Source organism: Martelella mediterranea DSM 17316, assembly GCF_002043005.1.
Lineage (GTDB): Bacteria > Pseudomonadota > Alphaproteobacteria > Rhizobiales > Rhizobiaceae > Martelella > Martelella mediterranea.
In genome coordinates this window covers 3,411,954-3,436,693 of the sequence record NZ_CP020330.1, presented here as the reverse complement: position 1 = coordinate 3,436,693, position 24,740 = coordinate 3,411,954, and the positions used below count along the sequence as shown (strand labels likewise).

The window sequence follows — 24,740 nt, the reverse complement described above, 5'->3', positions numbered from 1 at the left end:
TACCTTGGAGGGTATATCCATGCGATTCCGTCTCACCGGCGCGGCCCTGAGCGCTGCGCTTCTGGCTTCCGCCGCTTTCCCCGCCGCCGCCGAACCCGTCTTCAACCGCATCGCGGTCTTCAGCGTCGCCGGCAACCTGCCCGCCGACATGGATCCCGCGACCGAGACCTCGGCCGAAATCATCGCGGCGAGCGAAGACGGCAACACGCTGATCTATTCCGACAGCCCGCTCGGCGCCCTCGGCTTCGTCGACATCACCGACATGAAGGCTCCGGCAGCGCTCGGCATCACCAAGCTCGACGGCGAGCCGACCTCGGTTGCCGTTTCCGGCCCCAAGGCGCTGGTCGGCGTCAACACGTCGGAAAGCTATACCGATCCGTCGGGCTTCCTCGGCGTTGTCGATATCGCCTCGCGCACGCTGGAAAGCCAGTGCGATCTCGGCGGCCAGCCTGATTCCGTGGCCGTGTCTCCGGATGGCTCGATCGTTGCCATCGCCATCGAGAACGAGCGCGACGAAGAGCTGAACGACGGCGAAATCCCGCAGATGCCGGCCGGCGATCTGGTGATCATTTCGCTCAATGACGGCGTTGCCGATTGCGCCACGATCAAGCATGTCACCATGACCGGCTTTTCCGAAATGGTCGCCCCCACCGATCCGGAACCGGAATTCGTCGATATCAACGACGACAATGAAATCGTCGTGACGCTGCAGGAAAACAACGGCATCGCGATCATCGACGGCAATACCGGTGAGGTGAAGAACCACTTCTCCGCAGGCTCCGTCGATATCAGCGGCGTCGACATCGAAAAGGACGGCAAGCTCGATTTCACCGGTTCGCTGTCCGGTATCGCCCGCGAGCCCGACACCGTTAAATGGCTCGACAATGACCGCTTCGCCATCGCCAATGAGGGCGATTACAAGGGCGGCTCGCGCGGCTTCTCGATCTTCTCCGATGCCGGGGAACTGCTTTATGATTCAGGCAATTCGTTCGAGCGGGCCGTGGCCTCGATCGGCCATTTCCCGGACAAGCGCGCCGGCAAGAAGGGCGTCGAGCCCGAAGGCATGATCAAGGGCACCTTCGGCGACACCAACTATCTGTTCGTGCTCTCCGAGCGCGCCTCCGTCGTCGGCGTCTACGACGACAGCGCGGCCGACGCGCCCGAGCTCGTCCAGCTTCTGCCGTCTGGTCTTTCGCCGGAAAGCGGTGTCGCCATTCCCGCCCGCAACCTGCTGGTCACCGCCAACGAGACCGATCTCGGCCCCGATGGCGGCGTGCGCGCGCACGTCATGCTCTACGCCTATGAGGATGCCGAGCCGAACTACCCGCAGATCCTCTCCGATGTCTCGCGTGATGAACTGATCGGCTTCGGCGCGCTCTCGGGCCTGACTGCCGATCCGAGCGATGCTTCCAGGCTCTATGCCGTCAATGACAGCTTCTATTCCGCCCAGCCGTCTATCTTCATCATCGATGCCTCGCAGAAGCCGGCGATGATCACCGATGTCATCCGCGTGACCCGCGATGGCGCCCCGGCCGAGAAGCTCGACCTCGAGGGCGTTGCGGTCGATGGCCAGGGCGGCTTCTGGCTCGCCTCGGAAGGCAATCCCGACAAGGACGTGCCGCATGCGGTCTATCATGTCGATGGCACCGGCGCGATCACCGAGACGATCGACCTGCCGGAGGCTCTGCTCGCCAACCAGACCCGCTTCGGCATGGAAGGCATCACCACGGTTGGCGAGGGCGATGATCTGACGCTGTGGATGGCGGTGCAGCGCGAATGGGCCGATGACGAGAAGGGCTTCGTCAAGCTGCTCGCCTACAAGCCCGCCACCCAGGAATGGGGCGCAGTCGCCTATCCGCTGGAGACCCCGGAAAAGGGCTGGATCGGTCTTTCCGAGATCACGGCGAACGGCGACAGCGTCTACATCGTCGAGCGTGACAACCAGATCGGCGAGGCCGCAACGCTGAAGAAGCTCTACAAGGTCGCCCTTTCCGACATGCAGCCGGCGCCGATCGGCTCCGAACTGCCGGTTGTCGAAAAACAGGAAGTCGCCGATCTGCTGCCGCTGATGAAGTCGGCCTCCAACGGCTTCGTCGTCGACAAGATCGAAGGCTTCACCATCGCCGCCGACGGCACCGCCTACGCCGTCACCGACAATGACGGCGTCGACGACTCCTCCGGCGAGACGCTGTTCTTCACGGTTTCGCTGAACTGATCGTTTCGCGTTACAAAAAAGAGAGGCCGGGCGTCAAAGCCCGGCCTCTTTGCGTTTCTGCTCGATGGGCGTTGCCCCCTACCAGCGCTGATGCACATGCGGCGCGATGCGGGTGCGGTAGATTTCCTCCATCGCCGCCATCACATCGGCGCCGATCACCGGCAGGTCGGAGGCGGAGGCGTTTGCCTTGGCCTGTTCGGCGTTGCGCGCGCCGGGTATGGCGACGGTGACCGCCTCGTTCATCAGGATCCAGCGCAGCGCGAAGGCGGCCATGCCGGTGCCGCGCGGCACGTGCTTGCGGACTTCCTCGACGGCATCGAGCGCGATCTCGAACGGCACGCCGGCAAAGGTCTCGCCGACATCGAAGGCGTCACCCTTGCGGTTGAAATTGCGGTGGTCTTCTTTGTCGAAAACGGTCTCGCGGGTGATCTTGCCCGACAAAAGCCCGCTCGCCAGCGGCACCCGAACGATGACGGCGATGTTCCTGCGCTTTGCTTCCGGGAAGAACAGCGAGGCCGGGCGCTGGCGGAAGATATTGTAGATGATCTGAACGCTGGCGACGCCCGGAAACTCGATCGCCTTCAGCGCTTCCTCGACCTTTTCGACGCTGACGCCGTAATTGGCGATCTTGCCCTTGGCTTTCAGCGCATCAAGCGCCTCGAACACCTCCGGTCGATAAAACGCCTCGGTCGGCGGGCAGTGCAGTTGCACGAGGTCGAGCCGCTCCATCCTGAGGTTCTTCAGGCTGCGGTCGACGAAGGCCTCCAGGTTTTCCAGATTGTATCCATCGGCGGTATGCGGGTTCAGTCTGCGGCCGGCCTTGGTGGCGACGAACGGCTTCTGGCCGCCGCGATCGGCGAGCACATCGGCGATGATCTTCTCCGAGCGGCCGTCGCCATAGACATCGGCCGTATCGACGAAGTTGATGCCCGAATCAAGCGCTGCGTGCAGCGCGGCGCGGCCATCCTCCTCGCTGACGGAGCCCCAGCTTCCGCCGATCTGCCAGGCGCCGAAGCCGATATTGGAAACGGGTCGCCCGGTGCGGCCGAAATTGTGATAGTGCATGATGTCCTCCGGTGATGGTCAGCCCGCGAAAATGCGGGTGGGATAAAGCGCGACGCCGGCGCTTTGGGGTTGAAGTGTCGTCGCGAACTCTTTTACCCCTTCGAGACAAGAAGACAAATGAGGCAAGTTTGACCGGTTTCCGTTTTATCCACGCCGCCGACCTGCATCTTGGGAGCCCGCTCTCGGGACTTGCGCTGAAGGACCGGCAGATTGCCGAGCGCTTTGCCGCCGCCGGCCGCGATGCCTTCGCGGCGCTGATCGATTGCGCGATCGAGATGTCGGTGGATTTCATGGTAATCGCCGGCGATGTCTATGACGGGGCCTGGCGCGACAACAGCGTCGGCCTGTTCTTCAACCGCGAGATCGCCCGGCTTTCGCGCGCTGAAATCCCGGTCTATTTCCTGCGCGGCAATCATGATGCCGAAAGCATCGTCACCCGCACGATCGCGATGCCCGACGGCGTCCACGAATTCTCGACGCGCCAGCCCGAGACCTTCACCATCGAACCGCTGAAAGTGGCGCTGCACGGCCAGGGCTTTGCCGATCGTGTGGCCGGCGACAATCTGGCACTTGCCTATCCCCCGGCGGTGCCGGGCCATTTCAACATCGGCGTGTTGCACACCTCGCTTTCGGGGCGGCCGCCGCATGCCGTCTATGCGCCGTGCACGCCGGCGGATCTCGCCTCGCGCGGCTATGATTACTGGGCGCTCGGCCATGTCCACGCCTTCGAGGAAGTGTCCGCCGATCCGCTGACGCTCTATCCCGGCAATCTTCAGGGGCGCAACATCCGCGAAACCGGAGACAAGGGCGCGGTGCTGGTGACGGTCGAGGACGGCAGGCCGCGCTATGAACGCATCATTCTCGACCGCGCCCGGTTCGAGGCCGTTACCGTGGCAATCACGCCCGACATGAGGGAAAGCGATATCCTGCAGGTGGTGGAAACCGCGCTGGCAGCGCTTGCGGAAGCGGCCAACGCGCGGCCCGTCGCCCTGCGCCTGACGCTTGAAGGCCGCCATGGCGATGCCCATCGGATGATCGCGGCCCATGGCGAATGGCACGACGATCTCCAGGCCGCCTGCCAGCGGGTGCACGCCGATCTGTGGCTTGAGAAACTGGTTATCGCGCTTGAAGCGCCGATGACCTCCCGCCGGCTTCTGTCGGATAGTGACCTCGATATCGAGGCTATGATCGACGCGCTGGCCGACAATGAGGGGCTGGACGCCGAAATCGAGGCTCTGATCGATGAAATCGCGGTGAAGCTGCCCGGCGGCGTCGGCGCCAGAGATGAAGCCTTTTCGGGGTCGCATGCGGATATCCTGATGGAAGCGCGCGCGATTCTCGGCGCGCGGCTGGAGGGGTGATTTATGCGGTTTCTCTCGCTCGATCTCATCCGCTACGGCCATTTCACCGACCGGACCGTCACGTTCCGGCCCGACGCCGCGCTTCATATCGTCTATGGCCCGAACGAGGCCGGCAAGTCCTCGGCGCTCGCCGCCTTCTCCGACCTTCTGTTCGGATTTCCCGACCGCAATGTCGGCTATGATTTCCTGCATCCCGCGCGCGACCTGCGCCTTGGCGCGACGCTCCGCGCGCATGGCGGAACCGAACTCGCCTTCCGCCGGCGCAAGGGCCGCAGCAATACGCTGCTCGATGCCGAAACCGAAGCCGCACTGAACGATGACGCGCTCGCCGGCTTTGTCGGCAGCCTCGACCGGGCGGTGTTCGAGCGCGCCTTCGGGCTCGATTCGGCGAGACTCAGGGCAGGGGCGGACGAGATGCTGGCCGATGGCGGGGAGATCGGCCAGATGCTGTTTTCCGCGGCCTCCGGCCTGACCGGGTTGCGAGCGGCGAGCGAGGCGCTGGCAGCGGAAGCCGACGGCATCTACGCACCCCGCAAGTCGCAGACCCGCAGCTTCTATCAGGCGCTGGAGCGCTATGACGAAGCCCGTAAGGCCGAGCGCGACAGCCAGCTCAATGCCAGCGACTGGACCGCGCTCCTGAAGGAAGAGCGCGAGATCGCCCAGGACTTCGCCATGGTCGAGCAGCGGCAATTGCAGCGGGCGCGGCGGATCGGCGAGCTCGAGCGGCTGCAGCGGCTGCGCGGCCTGCTTGGCGAGATCGATGGGCACAGCGCGGCGCTGGCCGAATTCGCCGATATCGAGGCGATCGAGGACCGTATCGGCGAGGAGCTTGGTGAGCTTGAGGCCCGCCGCGCGCGGCTCGCTGAACAGATAGAGGCCAAGGAGACGCGGCAGGCGGCCGGACAGCGGGAACTGGAGGCGCTTGTCGTCGACGATGCGCTTCTGGCGCGCCATGCCGAAATCGCCTGGCTGCAGCGCGAAAGCGGGCTTTACGAACAGGCGCTGGAGAGCCTGCCGCGCCGGCGGCATGAACTGCGCGATGTCGAGGCGCGGTTGCGGAGCGCTGCCGTTCAGCTTGGGTTTGATTCTCTTGAAAGTATGGAAAAGAGTTTTCCGAACAGTCTGTTGCGATCCGAGTTTCAAGCGATTGTGGAGCAGTCGAAAGAGCAGGACCGCGCCATCCGTTCCGCCGAAAACGCCCTTTCGGAAAATCGAGAAACCCTTGCGCGGCTGGAACAGCAGCATGGCGAGACCCATCTGCGCGATCCCGCGCCGCTGCGCAAAAGCTATGAGGCGCTGCGCGAGGACCTTACCGGCATAAAAGAGGCGGAAACGCTTGAAACGGAGATCACCGGCAAGGAGCGCGTGCTGTTGGAGCAGGCGGCCGGCCTGCGTCCCGCGGTGAATGATATTCTTGGCCTGCAGGCGGGCGATCTGCCTGCCGAGGCCGCGCTGAAGACCGCGTGCGACGATATCGCATCGGCAGAATCGGCGCTGGCCGCGTGCGACAGCGCGTTGGCGAAGGCCGAGGAGGAATGCGCGCGCCTGGAAGGATTGCTCGCCGAGGATCGCGAGGCCGGGCCGGTTCCGACCCGTGCGGCGATCGATGCGGCGCGGGCGGAGCGCGACCGGTTGTTCGAGGCGCTTGACGGAGAGGATAGCGCTTATCGCGATGCCGTGCGCGCCGCCGACCGCTTGGCCGACAACGCGCTCGACGATGCCGAGCGGGTGGCCCGCCATGCCGACAATCTTCGCCGGCTGGACCGGGAGATCGCCCAAAGACAGCAGGGCGCGGAAAAACGCGAAGCGGCGCTTCTGTCGCTGCAGAAAGCGCAGGCGGATTTCGAGGCGCTTTTTGCAGGGCTCGATTTCACGCCCGTCGCCCCCGGGGCGATGATCGAATGGCGCCGGCGCGTGGAAGCGCTGCTCGAGGCGCGGACCGCGCTCCATGCGCTGAAAGACAGGAAAACGGTCCTCGATCGAAACAACGCGGCGCTGCGTGGGGCGCTGGAAAGGCTTGCGAACGATCTCGGCACGGACGCATCACTGCCGCTTGGCGCCCTTGCGCGCGATGTCGGCACGGCGCTCGACCGCCTTGGCGAACGCTGGACGGAGGCGCGGGAGCATGCGGGCGCGCTCAAGGCAGCGCGGCAGGCAGCCGAAAAGGGCGCGGAGCAGCTTGATCGGTTGCGGGTCGGGGAGAAAGCCTTGGGCGAGCGTTTTGCCGCGAGTCTCGAAAGTGTCGGCCTGCCGGGCGAAACCGGCCTGGCCGGCGCGGAGGCGGCGCTGGCGCTTTGGGCGGACCTGCCATCGCTTTTCGCGGACCGGACGCGGCTGGTGCAGGAGGCAGAGGCCGACAGCAAGCGCGTCGCCGCGTTCGACGCCGCCGCTCTGCAACTGGCGGAAGCCGTGGCGGCGGATATCGCTGGCGAACCGGCATCGCGGATCGTCCACGCACTTGCCGAGCGCGCCGCCGATCATGCAACGCGCGCGGCGCAGCGGGCAACGCTTACGGAAAGCGCCGAGCGGCTTCGCACCGAACTTGCGACCGACACGGGCGCGCGGGAAGAGATCGACGGCCGGATGGCAGCCATCGCCGCCACCTTGCCGGAAGGCGTCGCGATCGACGGTCTTTCGGCGCGGTTGCGGCAGCGGGCGGCATCGCGGCAGGCGCTGGCCGAAGCGCGGCAGCGGTTTTCCGGCATCAGCGACGGAGCCTCGGTGGAGGAGATCCGGACGCTCGCCGAAACGCTGGACGAGGTCGATTGCCGTCAGGAGCTCGCGCATCTGAAGGCCGATGCCGGAGAGGATGCGGCCGAGATCGAGGCGTTGCGGGAGCGGCGCATGGCGCTGCGTCATCGCAAGCAGGCGCTGGAGACCGGGCCGGGAAGCGAGACCGCCGCCTTCGATCGCGCTTCGGCAGAGGCAGAGGCGCAGGCGCTTGCCCGTGAGTGGGTGGTGCTGAAGCTGGCCGGCCGGTTGCTGGATGGCGCGCTGGAGCGCTACCGGGAAAGCCGGTCCGATCCGATTTTGGCGGCGGCGGGACGGCATTTCCGCACGCTGACCCGTAACGGTTTCGAGGGCCTGTCACAGGCGTATGGCGAGCAAGATGCGCTGGTGCTTTCAGCCGTGCGTACCGGCGGCGATGCGATCCGGGTCGAGGGGTTGAGCGACGGCACCCGCGACCAGCTCTATCTCGCGCTCCGGCTTGCCTTTCTGGAGGATTACGCCAGCCGCAACGAGCCCGCGCCGCTGATCGTCGACGATATCTTCCAGACCTTCGACGACGCCCGCAGCGCGGCCGGCCTTAATGCGCTCGCCGGTCTTGCGGGGTTGCAAACCATCCTCTTTACCCACGAGTCGAGCATGGTGGAGATCGCCCGCAGGGAATTGGGCGAGTCGGCCGACATCATAACGCTGGAGCGGAGCTGAACTTATTCCTGAGCCTCGTCGGACAAGCTCTTGCGTTTGCTTAGATTTGTGTTGATTTCCAGACGCCTGAGCACGAACAGGACCACAAGTCCCAGCATCGAGGCGAATATGCCGAGGCTCCAGAGGCCAAGGCCGATCGTCAGCCCGATCGCGCCGGAAAACCAGAGCCCGGCCCCGGTCGTCAGCCCCTTCACCGTGCCTTTCTGCAAGAACACGATGCCGGCGGCGAGGAAGGCCACGCCCTCGGTGATCGACTGCACCACGCGGGTGGGATCGACGCGCAGCACGTCGCGGTCGCTGCGCATGATCTCCGGCACCTCGATGGCGACAAGCACGAACAGGGCCGCCGCCATGCTCACCAGGATATGGGTTCTGAGCCCCGCCGGATGGCGATGGATCTCGCGTTCGAAGCCGATCAGCCCGCCGAAGATCGCGGCCCCGATCAGCCGCACAAACATGATGATGTGATCGGCGGAAAAGGCGTTTTTGAACTCTTCGGCCAGAAATTGCGTCATGGCGACGCCTTCAGGGCCGTCAGGATCTTTTCCGCATTGGCCTTCAGCACCTCCATGTCTTCCATGCCGTCGCTGTGGCGCTTCATCTCGATGCCCTCATGGCGCGGAACGACGTGGAAATGCAGGTGATAGACGGTCTGGCCGGCGGCCGCCTCGTTGAACTGGCCGACAAACACGCCATCGGCATCGAAGGCCGCCTTGACGGCGCGAGCAAGCTTCTGGACCACGGGGATCGTCTTTGCCAGCACGTCGGGATCGGCGTCGAGCAGGTTGCGTGACGGCGCGCGCGGGATCACCAGAACATGCCCCGGCGCCTGCGGCATCACATCCATGATCGCCACCGCGTGTTCGTCCTCGTAAAGCCGGATGGCGGGGATTTCGCCGCGCAGCAGCTTGGCGAAGATATTGTCGTTGTCGTACTCGGCCATGGTTCAGTCCTCCTCGATGCGTTCGCCGCCAGCTTTCTTGTAGGGTCCGTGGTCGACGAGAATATCATTGAAACGGGCGACATCCTCGCGCTCATGCGCGAGGAAATCGGCAACCGCGCGCCTCAGCCCCTCATGGGCGATATAGTGCGCGGAATGGGTCGTGACAGGGAGGTATCCGCGCGCCAGCTTGTGCTCGCCCTGGGCACCGGCCTCAACGCGCTGCAGGCCATGGACGATCGCATAGTCGATCGCCTGGTGGTAGCAGACCTCGAAGTGCAGGAAGCGATGATCCTCGATGCAGCCCCAGTGGCGCCCGTAGAGCGCGTCGGAGCCGATGAAATTGATCGCGCCGGCGATATAGCGGCCCTCGCGCTTCGCCATCACCAGCAGGATGTCCTTCGCCATGCGCTCGCCGATCAGCGAATAGAAGTCCCGCGTCAGGTAGGGCCGGCCCCATTTGCGGCTGCCGGTATCCATGTAGAAGGTGTAGAACTGGTCCCAGATCTCCTCGGTGAGATCGGAACCGGTCAGCCAGTCGATCTCGATGCCGGCTTCGAGTGCGGTGCGGCGCTCCTTCTTCAGCGCCTTGCGCTTGCGCGAGGCAAGCGTGTCGAGGAAGGCGTCGTAGCTGTCATAGCCCGGGTTGAGGAAGTGGAATTGCTGGTCGGTGCGATGCAGGAAGCCTGCCTGCTCGAATATGCCAATCTCGTCTTCCGGCACGAAGGTGACATGGGTGGAGGAGACGTCAAGCCTGTCGTTGACGGCCTGCAACCCCTCTGCGAGCACCTTGGCGACGGTCGCGTGATCATAGCCGTCGCGCACCAGAAGATGCGGCGCGGTCGCCGGCGTGAACGGGAGCGAGGCCTGGAGCTTCGGATAATAGCGCCCGCCGGCGCGTTCGAAGGCATCGGCCCAGCCATGGTCGAAGACATATTCGCCCTGGCTGTGGTTCTTCAGGTAGCAGGGCACCGCGCCGATCAGGCGACCCTCTTCGGTTTCCAGCAGAAGGTGATGGCCGAGCCAGCCGGTGTCGGCGGTCGCCGAGCCCGATTCTTCCAGCGCCGACAGGTAGGCATGCGACAGGAACGGGCTGTAGAATCCGTCGCCGGTGAGCGAGGGCGTGGTCGCGGCAAGGCTGTCCCAGGCCGCGCGATCGATATTCGCGAAGCTGTTTTCGATACGGATCTGCAGGTTTTCGCTCAAGAAATCTCTCGGATTGCAGTCTTGGAACTGTCTGTCCTGCCCGGTCTCAAATCCCGTGTGTTCAGAGCGGAGCGCTCTGGCGGGGGTCGAAACCTTCGAAGGTCATCTGGTCGGCGTTTAGAAACGTGCGTCTGCGGGCGTCTTCGTCGCGCACGGTCCATGTGATCACCGGCACGCTCTTCGCCCGAAGCCCGGCAACGAATTCGTTGGGCAGATGATCGTAATAATAGGAGACGAAATCAAGGCCGATTGCAAAGGCTTTCCGATGGGCCGCCAGGGCTTCCTCGCTTTTGCCCTCGGCTGTCAAACCGAGCGGCTGTGCCGCACCAGCTTGTTTGAGGGCTGAGAGGAGGGCGGCATCGAAGCTCATCAGCGCGACCGGGCCGTCATAGCCGGAGAGCGCGGCAAGCGTGGCCTCGGCGAAGGCCTGCGGATCGGCGCGGCTTGCCTTCAACTCGATGACCAGCGGCACCCGACCGCCGCAGACATCGAAAAGATCGGTAAGCGTCGGGATCGTCGCCCCCGTTCCCCCGACAGCGATGGTCTTCGCTTCGGCGGCCGTGAGGTCTTCGATCGCGCCGTCGCGGCCACAGAGCCGTTGCAGCTCGTCATCGTGAAACACCAGCGGCACGCCGTCGGCGGAAAGGTGGATATCGCATTCGATCGCGAAACCGGCATCGATCGCGCGCTGGAAGGCAGGCAGGGTATTCTCCCAGATCGCGCGGTTCATGTCGTGATAGCCGCGATGGGCGATGGGATTGGCAGTCAGCCAGGTGCGCATCAGGCGACTTCCAGAATGGCGTCGATCTCGACGGCCGCACCCAGCGGCAAGGCTGCCATGCCGACGGCCGCGCGGCTGTGTTTGCCTGCCTCCCCGAAGACCTCGGCCAGAAGGCCGGACGCGCCGTTGATGACGAGGTGCTGCTCGGTGAAATCCGGCGTCGAGGCGACGAAGCCGTTGATGCGCAGGATACGGGTCACCCGGCCGAGATCGCCGCCAAGCGCCGCTTTCGCCTGGGCGATGATGTTGATGGCGCAGGCGCGCGCCGCCTTCTGGCCATCCTCCAGCGATACATTCGCGCCGAGATGACCGGTTGCGACCATCCGGCCGGCCTCGGTCGGCAACTGCCCGGATATATAAAGCAGGTTCCCGGAAATGACGTAAGGGACGTAATTGGCGGCGGGTGCGGCGGCCTCCGGCAACTTGATCGACAGCGCCTTGAGCCTGTCTTCGATGGCGTCGGACATTTTCTGCTCCAGATAGGGTGGGATGATGATTGGCAGAGCGGGGACTTTTCTATACCATCGGTGTTCAAAGCCAAGGGGAATGTCGATGCGGACACTGGCCGTTACAGGAATTTTCTGCTCCACCTTCGCAATGACGGCTGCGGCCGGCATGCCGCCGCAACCCGGGGTGACGCTCGAGCCCCACCGCGCGGTCTATGACCTGACGCTCGCCTGGGCGTCCGGCCAGTCCGGCATCGAGGGGCTGCATGGCCGTTTCGTCTATTCCTTCACCGGCGCGCCCTGCGAGGGTTATGTCACCGAAATGCGGATGGTGACGGATATCGCCCGCGAGCACGGCGCGATGGTCACCGACCAGACATCCTCATCCTTCGAGGATCTGGAAAAGGGCGCCTTCAGCTTTTCCAGCAAGATGTTTTCCGATTACAGCCTGCAATCGGAGACCGCGGGCGAGGCCAACCGCGCCGCCGATCACATGATCGCGGTAAAGCTTGGCGACCAGAACCCGTTCGATATCGGCAAGGCGCAGTTCCCGACGGAATATCTCGCTAATGTTCTGGATGCGGCCGCCGCCGGCAAACACGTTTACGAGGCAGCCTCCTTCGATGGCTCTGGCGAGGAGGTGATGCGCGCGGTCACGCTGATCGGCGATCGCGAGAAGGGCGTCGGCAGCGGGCCCGACCAGTGGCCGGTCACCACCGCCTATTTTCCGATCGCATCGCAGGACGGTGACCAGACGCCGGATTATACCGTCTCCATGACGCTGGCGGCAAACGGCGTCAGCCGTGACCTGCTGATGGATTTCGGCAACTTCAAGATGGCCGGTCACCTCGACAAGCTCGAAATGCTTGACCCCGCCGCTTGTGAAGGCCTGCCGACGACGGCCGCCTCGCAGCGCTGAGCGCGCCCGGCAGGGGCTCCCAGGCGCGCTTGTCGTCACGGCGTAAATCGCCGCGGCACTTGCAATCCGTCTCAAAACAGGCTATCGCGCCCGCATTCCACACGCAGGCCATGGGGTGTTCCGGGAGAAATCCGGTGCGCTCCGCCGGTGCCGGACGGGTTTCCGTCCGTTCTCAGGTCTGCGGAGGTTCAACCGGAAAAGGAGACAAGGCAATGGCATTGCCCGACTTTACCATGCGCCAGCTGCTTGAGGCAGGCGTCCATTTTGGTCACCAGACCCACCGCTGGAACCCGAAGATGAAGCCCTACATCTTTGGCGACCGCAACAACATCCACATCATCGACCTCGCACAGACCGTGCCGATGCTGCAGCGCGCCCTTCAGGTCGTGTCCGACACCGTCGCCCGCAACGGCCGCGTGCTGATGGTCGGCACCAAGCGTCAGGCTTCGGAAATCGTTGCCGACAGCGCCCAGCGTTCGGCGCAGTACTACGTCAACGCCCGCTGGCTCGGCGGCATGCTGACCAACTGGCGCACGATTTCGAACTCGATCCAGCGCCTGCGCAAGCTCGACGAAATCCTCGCCAACGAAGCGCAGGGTTTCACCAAGAAAGAGCGCCTGAACCTCGACCGCGAGCGTGAAAAGCTCGACCGCGCCCTTGGCGGTATTCGCGACATGGGCGGCGTGCCGGACCTGATCGTGATCATCGACACCAACAAGGAAAAGATCGCGATCGAGGAAGCCAAGCGTCTCGGCATTCCGGTTGTGGCGATCGTCGATTCGAACTGCGATCCGGACGAAGTCGATTATCCGATCCCCGGCAACGACGATGCGTCGCGTGCCATCGCGCTTTACTGCGACCTGATCTCGCGCGCCGCCATCGACGGCATTGCCCGTCAGCAGGGCGCTTCGGGCATGGATCTCGGCGCTGCCGCCGAAGCACCGGTCGAGCCGGCGCTTGAAGAGGCGCCCGCCGAGGAAGCCGTCGTCGACGAATCGGCTGCTGAAAAGCCCGCCGAGTAAGGCGAACGGCATCAGGCCCGCGTGCCTGACGCGACGGGACCTTTCTATGGCGGCGTTAACGGCGCCGCCATTGGGTTTCAGGAATGAGGACGGCCTTCAAAAAGGGCCGTCCGATGCATATTTTCATCGCGCCAGCCGCGAAAACGGCATGGCCGTCAGGGGATGAGCTTCATCACCCTGTCACAGACACGGGTACACTCCCGACCGGCGCGCCCGACAGCGCCGCCCAGCGAATGGACGAGAGGCAAGTTATGAGCACGATTACGGCAGCAATGGTGAAGGAACTGCGCGAAAAGAGCGGCGCAGGCATGATGGATTGCAAGAAGGCGCTCGCCGAGACCGGCGGCGACATGGAAGCAGCCATCGACTGGCTGCGCGCCAAAGGGATCTCCAAGGCTGACAAGAAGTCCGGCCGCACGGCCGCCGAAGGTCTGATCGGCATTGCCGCCGGCGACGCGGAAGCCGTCGTCGTCGAGGTCAACTCCGAGACCGACTTCGTTGCCCGCAACGACGCCTTCCAGCAACTCGTTTCCGGCATTGCCGAAGTGGCGCTTGGCACCGACGGCTCCGTCGACGCCATCGCCGCGGCGACCTATCCGAAGTCGGGCAAGTCGGTTGCCGACACCATCAAGGACGCGATCGGCACGATCGGCGAAAACATGACGCTGCGTCGCGCGACCAAGCTTTCGGTCGGCTCGGGCGTTGTCGCGACCTACATGCACAATGCCGTCGGCGATGGTCTCGGCAAGCTCGGCGTTCTGGTTGCGCTCGAATCGACTGGCGACAAGGACGCGCTGAACGCGATCGGCCGCCAGGTCGCCATGCATGTCGCCGCCACCAACCCGCTCGCCGTGCGCCCGGAAGAAGTTGACGCCGAAATCGCCGATCGCGAGCGTTCGGTGTTCCTGGAGCAGGCCAAGGAATCCGGCAAACCCGCCGCCATCGCCGAAAAGATGGTGGAAGGCCGCATGCGCAAGTTCTTCCAGGAAGTGGCGCTGCTTTCCCAGCAGTTCGTCATCAACCCTGACCTGACCGTCGAACAGGCTGTCAAGGAAGCGGAAAAGGACGCCGGCGCGCCGATCAAGGTTGTCGCCATCGCCCGTCTGGCGCTTGGCGAAGGCGTCGAGAAGGAAGAATCCGACTTTGCGGCGGAAGTCGCCGCCACGGCCAAGGGCTGAGCCCTTCCGTCCGTCTGGTTCATTTCAGGATCAGCCGTTGAAATCCCCGGGGCGCCGCGTGACATTGCGGCGCCCTTCGTGTATCGGGATGGCATTGCTTTGTAAGGGAGTTTGCGGCGTTGACGAAACCGATTTTCAACCGTGTTTTGCTGAAGGTTTCCGGTGAGGCGCTGATGGGCGACCAGGGCTTCGGCATCGATGTCAACGTCGCGGACCGCATCGCTTCCGATATTGCCCAGGTTCGCTCCATGGGCGTGGAAATCGGCATCGTCGTCGGCGGCGGCAATATTTTCCGGGGCGTGGCCGTGGCCTCCAAGGGCGGCGAGCGCGTTACCGGCGACCACATGGGCATGCTGGGCACCGTCATCAACGCGCTGGCGCTCGCCACCTCGCTGCGCAAGATGCAGGTCGACACCGTGGTTCTTTCGGCGATCGCGATGCCGGAGATCTGTCAGTCGTTTTCCCAGCGCGCGACCCGCAGCCATATGGAAGCGGGCAGGGTGGTGATCTTTGCCGGAGGCACCGGCAACCCGTTCTTCACCACCGATTCCGCGGCAGCGCTCCGTGCAGCCGAAATCGGCGCGGAGGCGATCTTCAAGGGCACGCAGGTCGACGGCATCTATTCCGCCGACCCGAAAAAGGATCCGGACGCCACCCGTTTCGACGCCCTGACCCATCGGCAGGTGCTTGAACGCGGGCTGCAGGTGATGGATGTTGCCGCTGTGGCGGTCGCCCGTGAAAACAGCATACCGATTATCGTTTTTTCCATTCACGAACGCGGCGGTTTCGGCCAGATCATGGCCGGCGGCGGCCGCAAGACAATCGTAACTGAAGAATGATCACGTCTTGCCCGCTTCGGGCACATGCGTGACGGGAGACAGATGATGAGCGATCCAACCGACCTGAACGATCTGAAGCGCCGCATGGAAGGCGCGATCAACGCCTATATCGGCGATATCACCTCGCTGCGCACCGGGCGGGCGTCCGCCAATATTCTCGATCCGGTGCAGGTTGACGCTTATGGCTCGAAAGTGCCGCTCAATCAGGTCGCCAACATCACCGTGCCGGAATCGCGGATGCTTTCGGTGAATATCTGGGACAAGTCGATGGTCAACGCCGTCGATCGCGCGATCCGCGAATCGCATCTTGGCCTCAACCCGATCATGGACGGGCAGACGCTGCGCATTCCGCTTCCGGAACTGAATGAGGAACGTCGCCGTTCTCTGGTCAAGGTTGCCCATGAATATGCTGAAAAGGCGAGGGTGGCGATCCGTCACGTGCGTCGCGACGGCATGGACGGATTGAAGAAGGCGGAAAAGGATGGCGACATCAGTCAGGACGACAGCCGGTCGCTTTCCGAGGACGTACAAAAATTGACCGACGAGTCCATTTCTCGCATTGATGACTTGCTCGCCGACAAAGAAAAAGAAATCATGCAGGTTTAGTTACCACTCTGTTCTTTTGAAAAAGACTCGGTCGCCCTTATGAACAAAATTATAGACCCAGCCATTCCGCGCCATGTCGCAATCATCATGGATGGCAATGGACGCTGGGCTCTCGGGCGCGGGCTCGGGCGGTTGTTCGGTCATCGCAAGGGCGTCGAGGCCGTTCGCCGCACGGTCGATGCGGCGCGCGAGAGCGGGATCAGCTATCTGACGCTGTTTGCCTTCTCTTCCGAAAACTGGAAGCGGCCTGCCGATGAGGTCGATGGCATCATGGAGCTCATTGCGACCTTCATCCATCGCGAACTCGACAATTACCATCGTCAGAACATGCGCTTCCAGATGATCGGCGAGCGCAGCGGCCTGTCGGCTAAAATCCTGAGGGCCCTCGAGGTCGCCGAGGAGCGGACCCGCAATAATACCGGTCTTCACGTGGTCGTCGCCGTCAATTACGGTTCGCGCGCGGAGATTGCCGGTGCGGCGCGCGCGCTTGCGAAAAAAGTGGCGGAGGGCCGGCTCAACCCGGATGATATCGATGAGGCCGCCATCGGCGAGCATCTCGATACCGCCGGTCTGCCCGATCCCGACCTGGTCATCCGCACCAGCGGGGAACAGCGGCTTTCCAACTTCCTGCTCTGGCAGACGGCCTATTCGGAACTGGTGTTCCTGCCGTGCAACTGGCCGGATTTCAGCCGGGAGATGTTTTTCGAAGCGCTTTCGGAATATGCCCGGAGAAACAGACGCTTCGGCGCGCTTTCCGCGCCGCAGGCGGCGTTGACGGATACCTGATGACCCAGGAACTGAGGCTGCGCATCGTTTCGGGAGCCGTGCTGGCGGCGGTGGTTCTGCTGATCACCTGGGCCGGCGGCGGTCTCTTCAATCTGCTTGCGGTCGCGATCGGGTTTCTGGTTTTCCATGAATGGCTGGAGATGAGCCGGGCGCGCGATGCTCGGGATCGGCCTTCGATCGGCCGGTGGAGCACGCCGGTGCTTGGCGGCATCGCGGTCATGATCGCCGTGGCCATTCTGGTGTTTCTCGAACTTTTCGGATTGGCGCTGGCGCTCGCCTGTTTCGGCGCGGCGGCGTTCTGGTTCCTGGGGCGCCGCGCGGCCATGCCGTTCTGGTTTGCGGGTTCGGTGATCTATGCCGCGGGCAGCATGATCGCGCTTGCGGCGCTCAGGAATGGCGGGGAGGCGGGGCTTTTCGCAATCCTGTTTCTGTTCGCCGTGGTCTGGAGCACCGATATCATGGCCTATTTCGTGGGCCGCGCCCTCGGCGGCCCCAAGCTTGCGCCATCGATATCGCCGGGCAAAACGTGGTCGGGCGCAATTGGCGGGGCGGTCTTCGCCGTTGCCGCGGCCTTTGCGCTGTGCTGGTCCTATGGCGGCTCTCCGACGATCGCGATCGGCCTTCTCGCGCTTTTCCTGTCCGTTTGCAGCCAGGTCGGCGACCTGTTCGAATCGGCCCTGAAGCGGCGCTGCGGGGCCAAGGATTCCAGCCATCTCATTCCTGGTCATGGCGGCGTGATGGATCGCGTGGACGGGCTCGTCGCCGCGGCATTTGCGATGTATGTTGTCGTCGTTCTGGTGGCGCTTGCCGGCCATGAGGGTTTTGCGGGCGACATGCTGATGAACTGGAGCGGTCTTGCCGCTCCGATGAATGGAGCCTGACCTTGCAGTTCGCCTTTACCAATGCCCCGGGAATGATCGTCGCCTTTATCGTGGCGATCTCCTTTCTCGTGTTCTTTCACGAACTCGGGCACTACCTGGTCGGGCGCTGGTGCGGCATCCGCATTCTGGCGTTCTCCCTCGGCTTCGGGCCGGAGATCGTCGGTCGCACCGATCGCCACGGCACGCGCTGGAAGCTGTGCGCCATTCCGCTTGGCGGCTATGTCCGGTTTTACGGCGATGAGGATGTCGCAAGCCGTTCGGATTTCAAGGGCCTGGAAACGCTGCCGGAAGAGGAGCGCGCCCGCACGCTGAACGGCGCGGCGCTGTGGAAGCGCGCCGCCACCGTGGCGGCCGGGCCGATCGCAAACTTCCTGCTGGCGATCGCGATCTTCGCCGTGATCTTCATGGTCTATGGCCGTGCGGTTTCCGATCCGGTGGTGGGCGAGGTGACACCCGACAGCCCCGCCGCGGCGGCCGGCGTTCAGCCCGGCGACGTCATGGCGGCGCTCGACGGCCAGCCCATCGACACCTTCGATGCGGTGGTGCGCTATATCAGCGTGCGACCGGGCGTGCCGGTGGTGTTGACTGTGGAGCGGAACGGCGCACCTGTCGAACTGACGGTGGTGCCGGAGCGGGTGGAGACCGAGGATCGATTCGGCAATGAGATGGAGCTCGGTCGCATCGGCGTCGTCGGTACGCGTGATTCGGGTAATTTCCGCGTCGAGCGCTACGGCCCGGTTGCCGCCATCGGCCAGGGTGCGCTGCAGAGCTGGCATATCGTGGTCAGCACCTATGATTATATCGTCAATGTCTTCGCCGGCCGGATGAAGGCCGACCAGATCGGCGGGCCGGTGCGGGTGGCGACGATGGCGGGCCAGATGGCCTCGCTTGGTATTGTCGCATTTGCTAATTTTGCAGCAATTCTTTCGGTTTCGGTCGGCTTGTTCAATCTGCTGCCGGTTCCCATGCTCGATGGCGGGCATTTGATGTTCTACGCGATCGAGGCCGTGCGGGGGCGGCCGCTTTCGGCACGCGTGCAGGAATTCGCCTTCCGGATCGGTCTTTTCCTGGTGCTGGCGCTGATGGTGTTCGCCACCTGGAACGACACGATCGGGCGGATGGGGTAGGGTGAATTTAACCCCTTGACACTATTTGGTTAACCGTGCGCGCGCTCTCATCTTGCCGCAAACGGTTTCTTGTGCAAATGTGGCCTTGCCTTTGGCGTCGGAGATGATAGGAAACCCCCGAGGGAGCATCTCCGTCGTGCTGTTTACGTATTCCGTAGCGTTCGGTTTACCATAAACGCAAAAGAACGTGGCGATTTGGTCACGCTCGGGGCGGAAGTTGCGTCTGAGGGGCGGCTTTCTATTGCGTGGGGACGCGAAGTCTTTAGAACTTTAGACCACGTTGCCGAAAACCGCTTATACCGAGCGATTATAAAGGGTAGATAGTAGCATGGCCGGTTCAAGATTTTTGAACACAGTTTCAGGTGCGGCGCTTTCGTTTGCGGTCGCCGTTTCCGGGGGGGTCGTTGCCGCCGTTGCTGTGCCTGCAGACGCATATGCCGCCGTCGTCAGGAACATCACCGTCAACGGAACCGGTCAGGCCGGCTCCGACGCGATAAAGTCAAAACTGACGATCAAGCCCGGCCAGAGCTTCACCGATGCCGACATCAATCAGTCGATCCGCAATCTCTACAGCTCCGGCTATTTCTCCGACGTCAAGATTTCGGTTTCTGGCTCGACGCTGGTCGTGAACGTCACCGAGAACCAGCTCATCAACCAGGTCGTCTTCAACGGCAATCGCAAGGTTTCCGACAAGAAGCTCGAAGGCGTTGTGCAGCTTCATTCGCTCGGTCCGTATAACCAGGCCCAGGCGCAGGTTGACATCCAGAACATCAAGGACGCCTACGCCTCCATCGGTCGTTCCGATGTCGAGGTCACGATCCAGACGGCGACCGTTCAGGACAACCGCATCAACGTCGCCTTCGTCATCGATGAGGGCGGACGCACCAAGACCCGGAAGATCAATTTCGAAGGCAACAACACCTTCGGCGATGCGCGGCTCGCCTCGGTCATCCTGACCAAGCGCTCGACGCCGCTGTCGTTCCTGACGCGCAAGGATATCTACAATCCCGACAAGCTGCGCCAGGATGAAAAGCTGCTGCGCGATTTCTACAACAATCACGGCTTCCCGGACTATCGTCTTCTGTCGACCGACGTCGACTATGACGAAACCGACAATTCCTATTCGATCACCTTCAATATTTCGGAGGGCGATCGCTACAAATTCGGGGATATCGGCGTCGAGACCACGGTCGAGGGCGTCGACATCTCGAACCTGAAGGGCGATATCAAGACCAGGACCGGCAAGATCTATGACGCCGACGACATCCAGAAGACGTCGGAATCGATTGCCGCCTCGGTATCCTCCCAGGGCTATCCATTCGCGCAGGTCAATCCGCGCGGCGACCGCAGCTTCACCAATGATACCTATTCGGTGAACTACGAGATCGATCAGGGCATGAAGGCCTATATCGAGCGGATCGATATCGTCGGCAACACCCGTACCCGCGACTACGTCATTCGCCGCGAGTTCGATCTGGCCGAAGGCGATGCCTATAACCGCGAGATGATCGCGCGCACCAAGCGCCGGCTCGAGGCGCTGGGCTATTTCAGCTCGGTCGAGATCAAGACGCTGCCGGGCAGCGCGCCCGATCGCGTGGTTCTCGAGGTCGATGTCGTGGATGAGCCCACCGGCTCGTTCTCGATCGGCGCCGGTTATGACGCCGAAGGCGATTCGTTGGTTCTGGAACTCTCGGTCGAGGAGCGCAACTTCCTCGGTCGCGGCCAGTATATCCGCGCCTCCGCCGGTCTCGGCGATGACGACTCGCAGATCTACAACTTCAGCTTTACCGAACCCTTCTTCCTCGGCTATCGACTGGCTGCCGGTTTCGATATCTATCGCGCATCGTCCTCGACCCAGGAATACTATAACTATGCCGAAACGGCGGGCGCTATCCGCCTGACCGCGCCGCTGACCGACAATCTCTATTCGACGGTCAGGTATTCCTACCAGCAGTTCGAATATGACGGTCGCGGCGACTGGCAGAACCTGAACAATGTTTCGCAGGTCTATCAGGACCTGATCAACGGCAGCCCGTGGGTGGTGTCGTCGCTGCAGCAGTCCTTCAACTTCTCGACTGTCGATAACCGGCAGATGCCGCGCGAAGGCGTGCTGGCCACGCTGAACAACACATTTGCCGGTCTTGGCGGCGATTCGCATTACTACAAGCTGGACGGCAAGGCGCGCTGGTATCAGATGATCTCCGATCAGGCCGATATCATCGGCTCGCTGACGGCGCGCGGCGGTTTCGTCACGCCGTTCGACGACAATCTGAATGTCTTCGACCAGTTCACGATCGGTGGCCAGCAGATCCGCGGCTTCAAGCAGAACGGTATCGGTCCGCGTACCGTGGGCACCAATGATGCGCTTGGTTCACAGTACTACGCCACGCTTTCGGCGGAGACCAACTTCCCGTTGCCGGGTATTCCGGAAGACATCAATCTTCGCGGCGCGGCCTATGTTGACGCCGGGTCGGCTTGGGGTAACGCCGTGGAAGTCACCGGGACTCAGATCGAGGGCACCGATTTCTCGATCCGCGCTTCGGCGGGTGTAGGTCTGATCTGGAATTCGCCCTTTGGTGATCTCCGGTTCGATTACGCGGTTCCGTTCGCCAAGGAAGATTTCGACGAAACCCAGCGTTTCCGTTTCGGCATCGCCAACACGTTCTGATATCTGTTTCCAGAACTCAAAGCTTAACTGTTCTGGAGAACGGATATGGATCAGAACCAGTTTTTCGGCGCACGGCAGGCGATCCCTCTGGGTGAGCTTGCCGGCCGAATCGGCGCTTTACTGTCGCAAGCCACGGCGAGTGATCGTCTGGTGGAATCAGTCGCGCCGATCTCCCGCGCCGGGCCCAAAGACATCTGTTATATACAATCAAGGAGTTCGGCGGATTATCTGAAGACCTGCCGGGCGGCCGCGATCATCTGCCCCGAGGCGTTGGTTTCGCTTCTGCCGGACGGGCTGACGGCGCTTGTGTCCAACAATCCGCAGCTTGCTTTTGCCCGCGCTTCGGCGCTGTTGTATCCTGCCGCGATGCGGCCGCAGTCGCTTGTGGGCGATGGCGAGGTTTCGCCGCAGGCTTCGGTGGATTCGACGGCCGCGCTTGAAGCGGGGGTCGAGGTATCCCCATTCGCCGTGATCGGCGCGCGCGCGGAAATCGGCGCGGGGACCCGAATCCTGAGCGGCGCCGTCATCGGTGCGGATGTGAAGATCGGGCGCAATGCGACGATCGGCGCCCATGTCAGCATCACCAACGCGCTCATCGGCAACAATGTCATCATCCATACCGGCGCGAGGATCGGCCAGGATGGCTTCGGCTATGCCGGAAGCCCGACGGGCATGGTCAAGCTGCCGCAGGTCGGACGCGTGATCATTCAGGACGATGTCGAGATCGGCGCCAATACCACGATCGACCGCGGCGCGATGGACGATACCGTGATCGGCGAGGGGACCAAGATCGATAATCTGGTTCAGATCGGCCATAATGTGCAGATCGGTCGTCATTGCGGTATTGTCAGCCAGGTGGGTATCGCCGGCAGCGTGAAGATCGGCGATGGCGTGATGATCGGCGGACAGGCAGGGGTCAATGGTCATCTCGAGATCGGCAGCGGCGTGCAGATTGCCGCGAGAAGTGGCGTTCTCTCGTCGATCGAGCCTGGATCGCGCGTCGGCGGCATTCCGGCGCGTCCGATGAAACTCTATCTGCGCGAACTTGCGGAACTGAGCAGACGGGCTCAGACAGGGGGGGACGAGCAAGGTGAATGAGGCTGTGACTAAGACTTTGGAGCACATGGAACTTCTGGAGATTATGAAGTTCCTGCCGCATCGCTATCCGTTTCTGCTGGTCGACAGGATTATCGAGATCGAAGGCGACGACAGCGCGGTCGGCGTCAAAAACGTAACGGCGAATGAACCCCATTTCACGGGACATTTCCCGTCCATGCCGATCATGCCCGGCGTGCTTATTGTCGAGGGCATGGCCCAGACGGCGGGCGCGATCTGTGCGCGCAAGGCCAACGAGGTCGACAATCTGGTCTACTTCATGACCATCGACAATGCGCGCTTTCGCAAGCCGGTGGTGCCGGGCGACCAGTTGCGCTACAAGGTCGTCAAGCACAAGCAGCGCCGTCGGGTGTGGAAATTTCACTGCGAGGCGACGGTCGACGGACAACTCGTCGCGGAAGCTGACATCGGCGCCATGATGGTGCGCAAGGATGAAGAATGACCAGAATTGCCAGCTCCGCCCGGATCGACCCGAAAGCGGTCGTGGAGGACGGGGCCGTTATCGGTGAGAACGCCATCATAGGACCGTTGTCCTATGTCGGTGCGGATGTTGTGCTGGGCGACGGCGTCCAACTGATGCATCACGCCACCGTGGAGGGCGCGACCCGGCTTGGGCCGGGCTGCCAGGTGTTTCCCATGGCGGTAATCGGCGGCGCGCCGCAGAGCGTGCGCCACGATGCCAGCCAGACCCGGCTCGAGGTCGGCCGGAATTGCATCTTCCGCGAGGGCGTCACGATCAACACCGGTTCGTCGCATGGCGGCGGCATCACGGTCGTTGGCGACGACAACCTGTTTCTGGCCAATTCCCATGTCGGTCATGATTGCCGGATCGGCAATGGCGTCATTCTGTCCAACAATGTCATGATCGGCGGCCACGTTGTCGTGCATGACAAGGTGATCCTCAGCGGCGGCGCCGCGATCCACCAGTTCGTCCAGATTGGGCGACAGGCCTTCGTGGGCGGGCTGGCCGGCGTGGTCAACGATGTCATCCCCTATGCGATGATCGTCGATAATCCGGCGATGATGGGCGGGCTGAATGTCGTCGGCATGCAGCGCGCCGGCATCGAGCGTGAGGAGATTCATCTCGTCCGCAAGGCTTACAAGACGATTTTCTCTTCGGGCCTGATTCTGGAAAACGCCGAACTGGCGCGCGCTGAATTCGGCGGAAAGAGCCATGCCGTGGACGAGATGCTGCGTTTCATACTCGAACGCGAGGCCGAACGCTCGCTAACGACGCCGGGATCCAGGCGGCGCAAGGGCGCGGCGTGAATTCCGCGGCGGTCTCCGAAAAGGAGCCGATCGCGATCATCGCGGGCAACGGGCTTTTGCCCTTTTATGTGGCGAAGGCGGCGCGCGATGCCGGCCACCGGCCCTTCATCGTACAACTGCGCGGCGAGGGCGGAAACGACTGGTCGGGCTTCGAGCAGATGGAAGCCGATATCGGCGGCTTCCGGCCGGTGGTGATGGCGCTGCGCAAACGCCGCATAGAGAAGATCGTTTTGTCGGGCGGCGTGAACAGCCGGCCTGAACTCTTGAGCCTGCGCCCCACGCTTTCGGTGCTCGCCTCCATTCCCGCGATTCTCGCCAAGCTGCGCAGCGGCGGGGATGACAAGGTCCTGCGCATGGTGATTGCGCTGTTCGAAAAGCACGGCTTCGAGGTGGTGGCCGCGCAGTCGATCGCGGGCGATCTGCTGGCGGAGGCCGGCGCGCTTGGCCGGCACGCGCCGGATCGAGAGGCCGAGGGCGATATCGAAGCCGCCGCGAATGCCGCGCGCACGATCGGCGCGATGGATATCGGACAGGGTGCCGTCAGCGTCGGCGGTCGGGTGGTGGCGCTCGAGAGCGCGGAAGGCACCGACCAGATGCTGCAGCGCGTGGCGGCGCTGCGCAAGTCCGGCCGCATCAGCGCCCGGCGTCGCGGCGTGCTGGTGAAGGTGTGCAAGCCGCAGCAGGATCTGCGCGCCGATCTGCCATCGATCGGCGCCAATACGGTGCGATTGGCGGCGGCAGCGGGGCTCTCCGGCATTGCGGTGGAGGCCGGGCGGTCGCTTGTGCTCGGGCGCGAAGAGACGCTGCGGGCGGCCGACACAGCCGGTCTGTTCGTCTACGGGCTGGAGCCTGACCTTCGATCATAAGGGAGCGGGATGTGGCT

22 protein-coding genes are annotated in these 24,740 nt (G+C 63.2%); 16 read left to right on the top strand and 6 right to left on the bottom strand.

What is annotated here, in order from left to right; translation table 11 throughout:
• Positions 1 to 19 precede the first annotated feature (19 nt).
• A complete protein-coding gene (locus Mame_RS15995; protein ID WP_018064181.1) occupies positions 20 to 2,215 on the top strand; it encodes an esterase-like activity of phytase family protein in 2,196 nt (731 codons plus the stop codon).
• A gap of 78 nt (positions 2,216 to 2,293) precedes the next feature.
• Here the strand turns inward: Mame_RS15995 and Mame_RS15990 are convergent, their stop codons facing one another.
• On the bottom strand, positions 2,294 to 3,280 hold the full coding sequence (locus Mame_RS15990) for an aldo/keto reductase (RefSeq protein ID WP_018064180.1): 987 nt from the start codon (positions 3,278 to 3,280) through the stop codon (positions 2,294 to 2,296).
• A 128-nt stretch (positions 3,281 to 3,408) separates the two neighbouring features.
• On the opposite strand from Mame_RS15990, the gene Mame_RS15985 reads away from it, so the two are divergent.
• The gene (locus Mame_RS15985; RefSeq protein WP_018064179.1) at positions 3,409 to 4,641 is read left to right on the top strand and encodes a metallophosphoesterase family protein; all 1,233 of its coding nucleotides are present in this window, start codon (positions 3,409 to 3,411) and stop codon (positions 4,639 to 4,641) included.
• Between the two features lie 3 nt (positions 4,642 to 4,644).
• Positions 4,645 to 8,073 carry an ATP-binding protein gene (locus tag Mame_RS15980; protein ID WP_018064178.1) on the top strand — a complete coding sequence of 1,143 codons (3,429 nt, stop codon included), beginning with the start codon at positions 4,645 to 4,647 and terminating at the stop codon, positions 8,071 to 8,073.
• Between the two features lie 2 nt (positions 8,074 to 8,075).
• On the opposite strand, the gene Mame_RS15975 is transcribed toward Mame_RS15980, so the two are convergent.
• The 5 genes from Mame_RS15975 to Mame_RS15955 all read right to left on the bottom strand — a co-directional run bounded on the left by Mame_RS15975 (position 8,076) and on the right by Mame_RS15955 (position 11,467).
• A complete protein-coding gene (locus Mame_RS15975) occupies positions 8,076 to 8,588 on the bottom strand; it encodes an MgtC/SapB family protein (RefSeq protein WP_018064177.1) in 513 nt (170 codons plus the stop codon).
• On the bottom strand, positions 8,585 to 9,016 hold the full coding sequence (locus tag Mame_RS15970) for an HIT family protein (protein WP_018064176.1): 432 nt from the start codon (positions 9,014 to 9,016) through the stop codon (positions 8,585 to 8,587). The genes Mame_RS15975 and Mame_RS15970 overlap by 4 nt, the downstream gene beginning before the upstream one ends.
• Positions 9,017 to 9,019: 3 nt before the next feature.
• Complete coding sequence (locus Mame_RS15965) at positions 9,020 to 10,219, bottom strand: GNAT family N-acetyltransferase (RefSeq protein WP_018064175.1); 1,200 nt, start codon at positions 10,217 to 10,219, stop codon at positions 9,020 to 9,022.
• Positions 10,220 to 10,280: 61 nt separating this feature from the next.
• On the bottom strand, positions 10,281 to 11,000 hold the full coding sequence (locus Mame_RS15960) for a glycerophosphodiester phosphodiesterase (protein ID WP_018064174.1): 720 nt from the start codon (positions 10,998 to 11,000) through the stop codon (positions 10,281 to 10,283).
• Positions 11,000 to 11,467, bottom strand: coding sequence for a RidA family protein (locus tag Mame_RS15955; protein WP_018064173.1), 468 nt, complete (start codon positions 11,465 to 11,467; stop codon positions 11,000 to 11,002). The genes Mame_RS15960 and Mame_RS15955 overlap by 1 nt, the downstream gene beginning before the upstream one ends.
• An 85-nt stretch (positions 11,468 to 11,552) precedes the next feature.
• Between Mame_RS15955 and Mame_RS15950 the strand changes: the two genes are divergently transcribed.
• The 13 genes from Mame_RS15950 (at position 11,553) to Mame_RS15890 (ending at position 24,723) form a co-directional block, all read left to right on the top strand.
• Positions 11,553 to 12,365 carry an EipB family protein gene (locus Mame_RS15950; RefSeq protein WP_157624531.1) on the top strand — a complete coding sequence of 271 codons (813 nt, stop codon included), beginning with the start codon at positions 11,553 to 11,555 and terminating at the stop codon, positions 12,363 to 12,365.
• A 212-nt stretch (positions 12,366 to 12,577) separates the two neighbouring features.
• Positions 12,578 to 13,387 (top strand): 30S ribosomal protein S2, encoded by an 810-nt coding sequence (rpsB, locus tag Mame_RS15945; protein ID WP_051085092.1) that lies wholly within the window; start codon positions 12,578 to 12,580, stop codon positions 13,385 to 13,387.
• A gap of 251 nt (positions 13,388 to 13,638) precedes the next feature.
• Positions 13,639 to 14,565, top strand: coding sequence for a translation elongation factor Ts (gene tsf, locus Mame_RS15940; protein ID WP_026173367.1), 927 nt, complete (start codon positions 13,639 to 13,641; stop codon positions 14,563 to 14,565).
• A 173-nt stretch (positions 14,566 to 14,738) separates the two neighbouring features.
• The gene (pyrH, locus tag Mame_RS15935) at positions 14,739 to 15,404 is read left to right on the top strand and encodes a UMP kinase (RefSeq protein WP_051085095.1); all 666 of its coding nucleotides are present in this window, start codon (positions 14,739 to 14,741) and stop codon (positions 15,402 to 15,404) included.
• A 45-nt stretch (positions 15,405 to 15,449) separates the two neighbouring features.
• Positions 15,450 to 16,010: a ribosome recycling factor gene (gene frr / locus Mame_RS15930; protein WP_018064168.1), complete on the top strand. Its 561-nt coding sequence runs from the start codon at positions 15,450 to 15,452 to the stop codon at positions 16,008 to 16,010.
• 39 nt (positions 16,011 to 16,049) lie between these two features.
• Positions 16,050 to 16,796 carry an isoprenyl transferase gene (locus tag Mame_RS15925; RefSeq protein ID WP_018064167.1) on the top strand — a complete coding sequence of 249 codons (747 nt, stop codon included), beginning with the start codon at positions 16,050 to 16,052 and terminating at the stop codon, positions 16,794 to 16,796.
• The gene (locus tag Mame_RS15920) at positions 16,796 to 17,677 is read left to right on the top strand and encodes a phosphatidate cytidylyltransferase (RefSeq protein WP_018064166.1); all 882 of its coding nucleotides are present in this window, start codon (positions 16,796 to 16,798) and stop codon (positions 17,675 to 17,677) included. Before Mame_RS15925 ends, Mame_RS15920 begins: the two co-directional genes overlap by 1 nt.
• Before the next feature lie 32 nt (positions 17,678 to 17,709).
• The gene (gene rseP / locus Mame_RS15915) at positions 17,710 to 18,804 is read left to right on the top strand and encodes an RIP metalloprotease RseP (protein WP_026173366.1); all 1,095 of its coding nucleotides are present in this window, start codon (positions 17,710 to 17,712) and stop codon (positions 18,802 to 18,804) included.
• 328 nt (positions 18,805 to 19,132) lie between these two features.
• On the top strand, positions 19,133 to 21,472 hold the full coding sequence (gene bamA / locus Mame_RS15910; RefSeq protein WP_033409834.1) for an outer membrane protein assembly factor BamA: 2,340 nt from the start codon (positions 19,133 to 19,135) through the stop codon (positions 21,470 to 21,472).
• Between the two features lie 45 nt (positions 21,473 to 21,517).
• A complete protein-coding gene (gene lpxD, locus Mame_RS15905; RefSeq protein WP_018064163.1) occupies positions 21,518 to 22,570 on the top strand; it encodes a UDP-3-O-(3-hydroxymyristoyl)glucosamine N-acyltransferase in 1,053 nt (350 codons plus the stop codon).
• A gap of 25 nt (positions 22,571 to 22,595) precedes the next feature.
• Positions 22,596 to 23,030, top strand: a complete 435-nt coding sequence (gene fabZ / locus Mame_RS15900; protein ID WP_018064162.1) for a 3-hydroxyacyl-ACP dehydratase FabZ — start codon at positions 22,596 to 22,598, stop codon at positions 23,028 to 23,030.
• Positions 23,027 to 23,857 carry an acyl-ACP--UDP-N-acetylglucosamine O-acyltransferase gene (lpxA, locus tag Mame_RS15895; RefSeq protein WP_018064161.1) on the top strand — a complete coding sequence of 277 codons (831 nt, stop codon included), beginning with the start codon at positions 23,027 to 23,029 and terminating at the stop codon, positions 23,855 to 23,857. The genes fabZ and lpxA overlap by 4 nt, the downstream gene beginning before the upstream one ends.
• Entirely contained in the window at positions 23,854 to 24,723 is an 870-nt protein-coding gene (locus Mame_RS15890; protein WP_018064160.1) for an LpxI family protein, read from the top strand. The genes lpxA and Mame_RS15890 overlap by 4 nt, the downstream gene beginning before the upstream one ends.
• Positions 24,724 to 24,740: the final 17 nt, after the last annotated feature.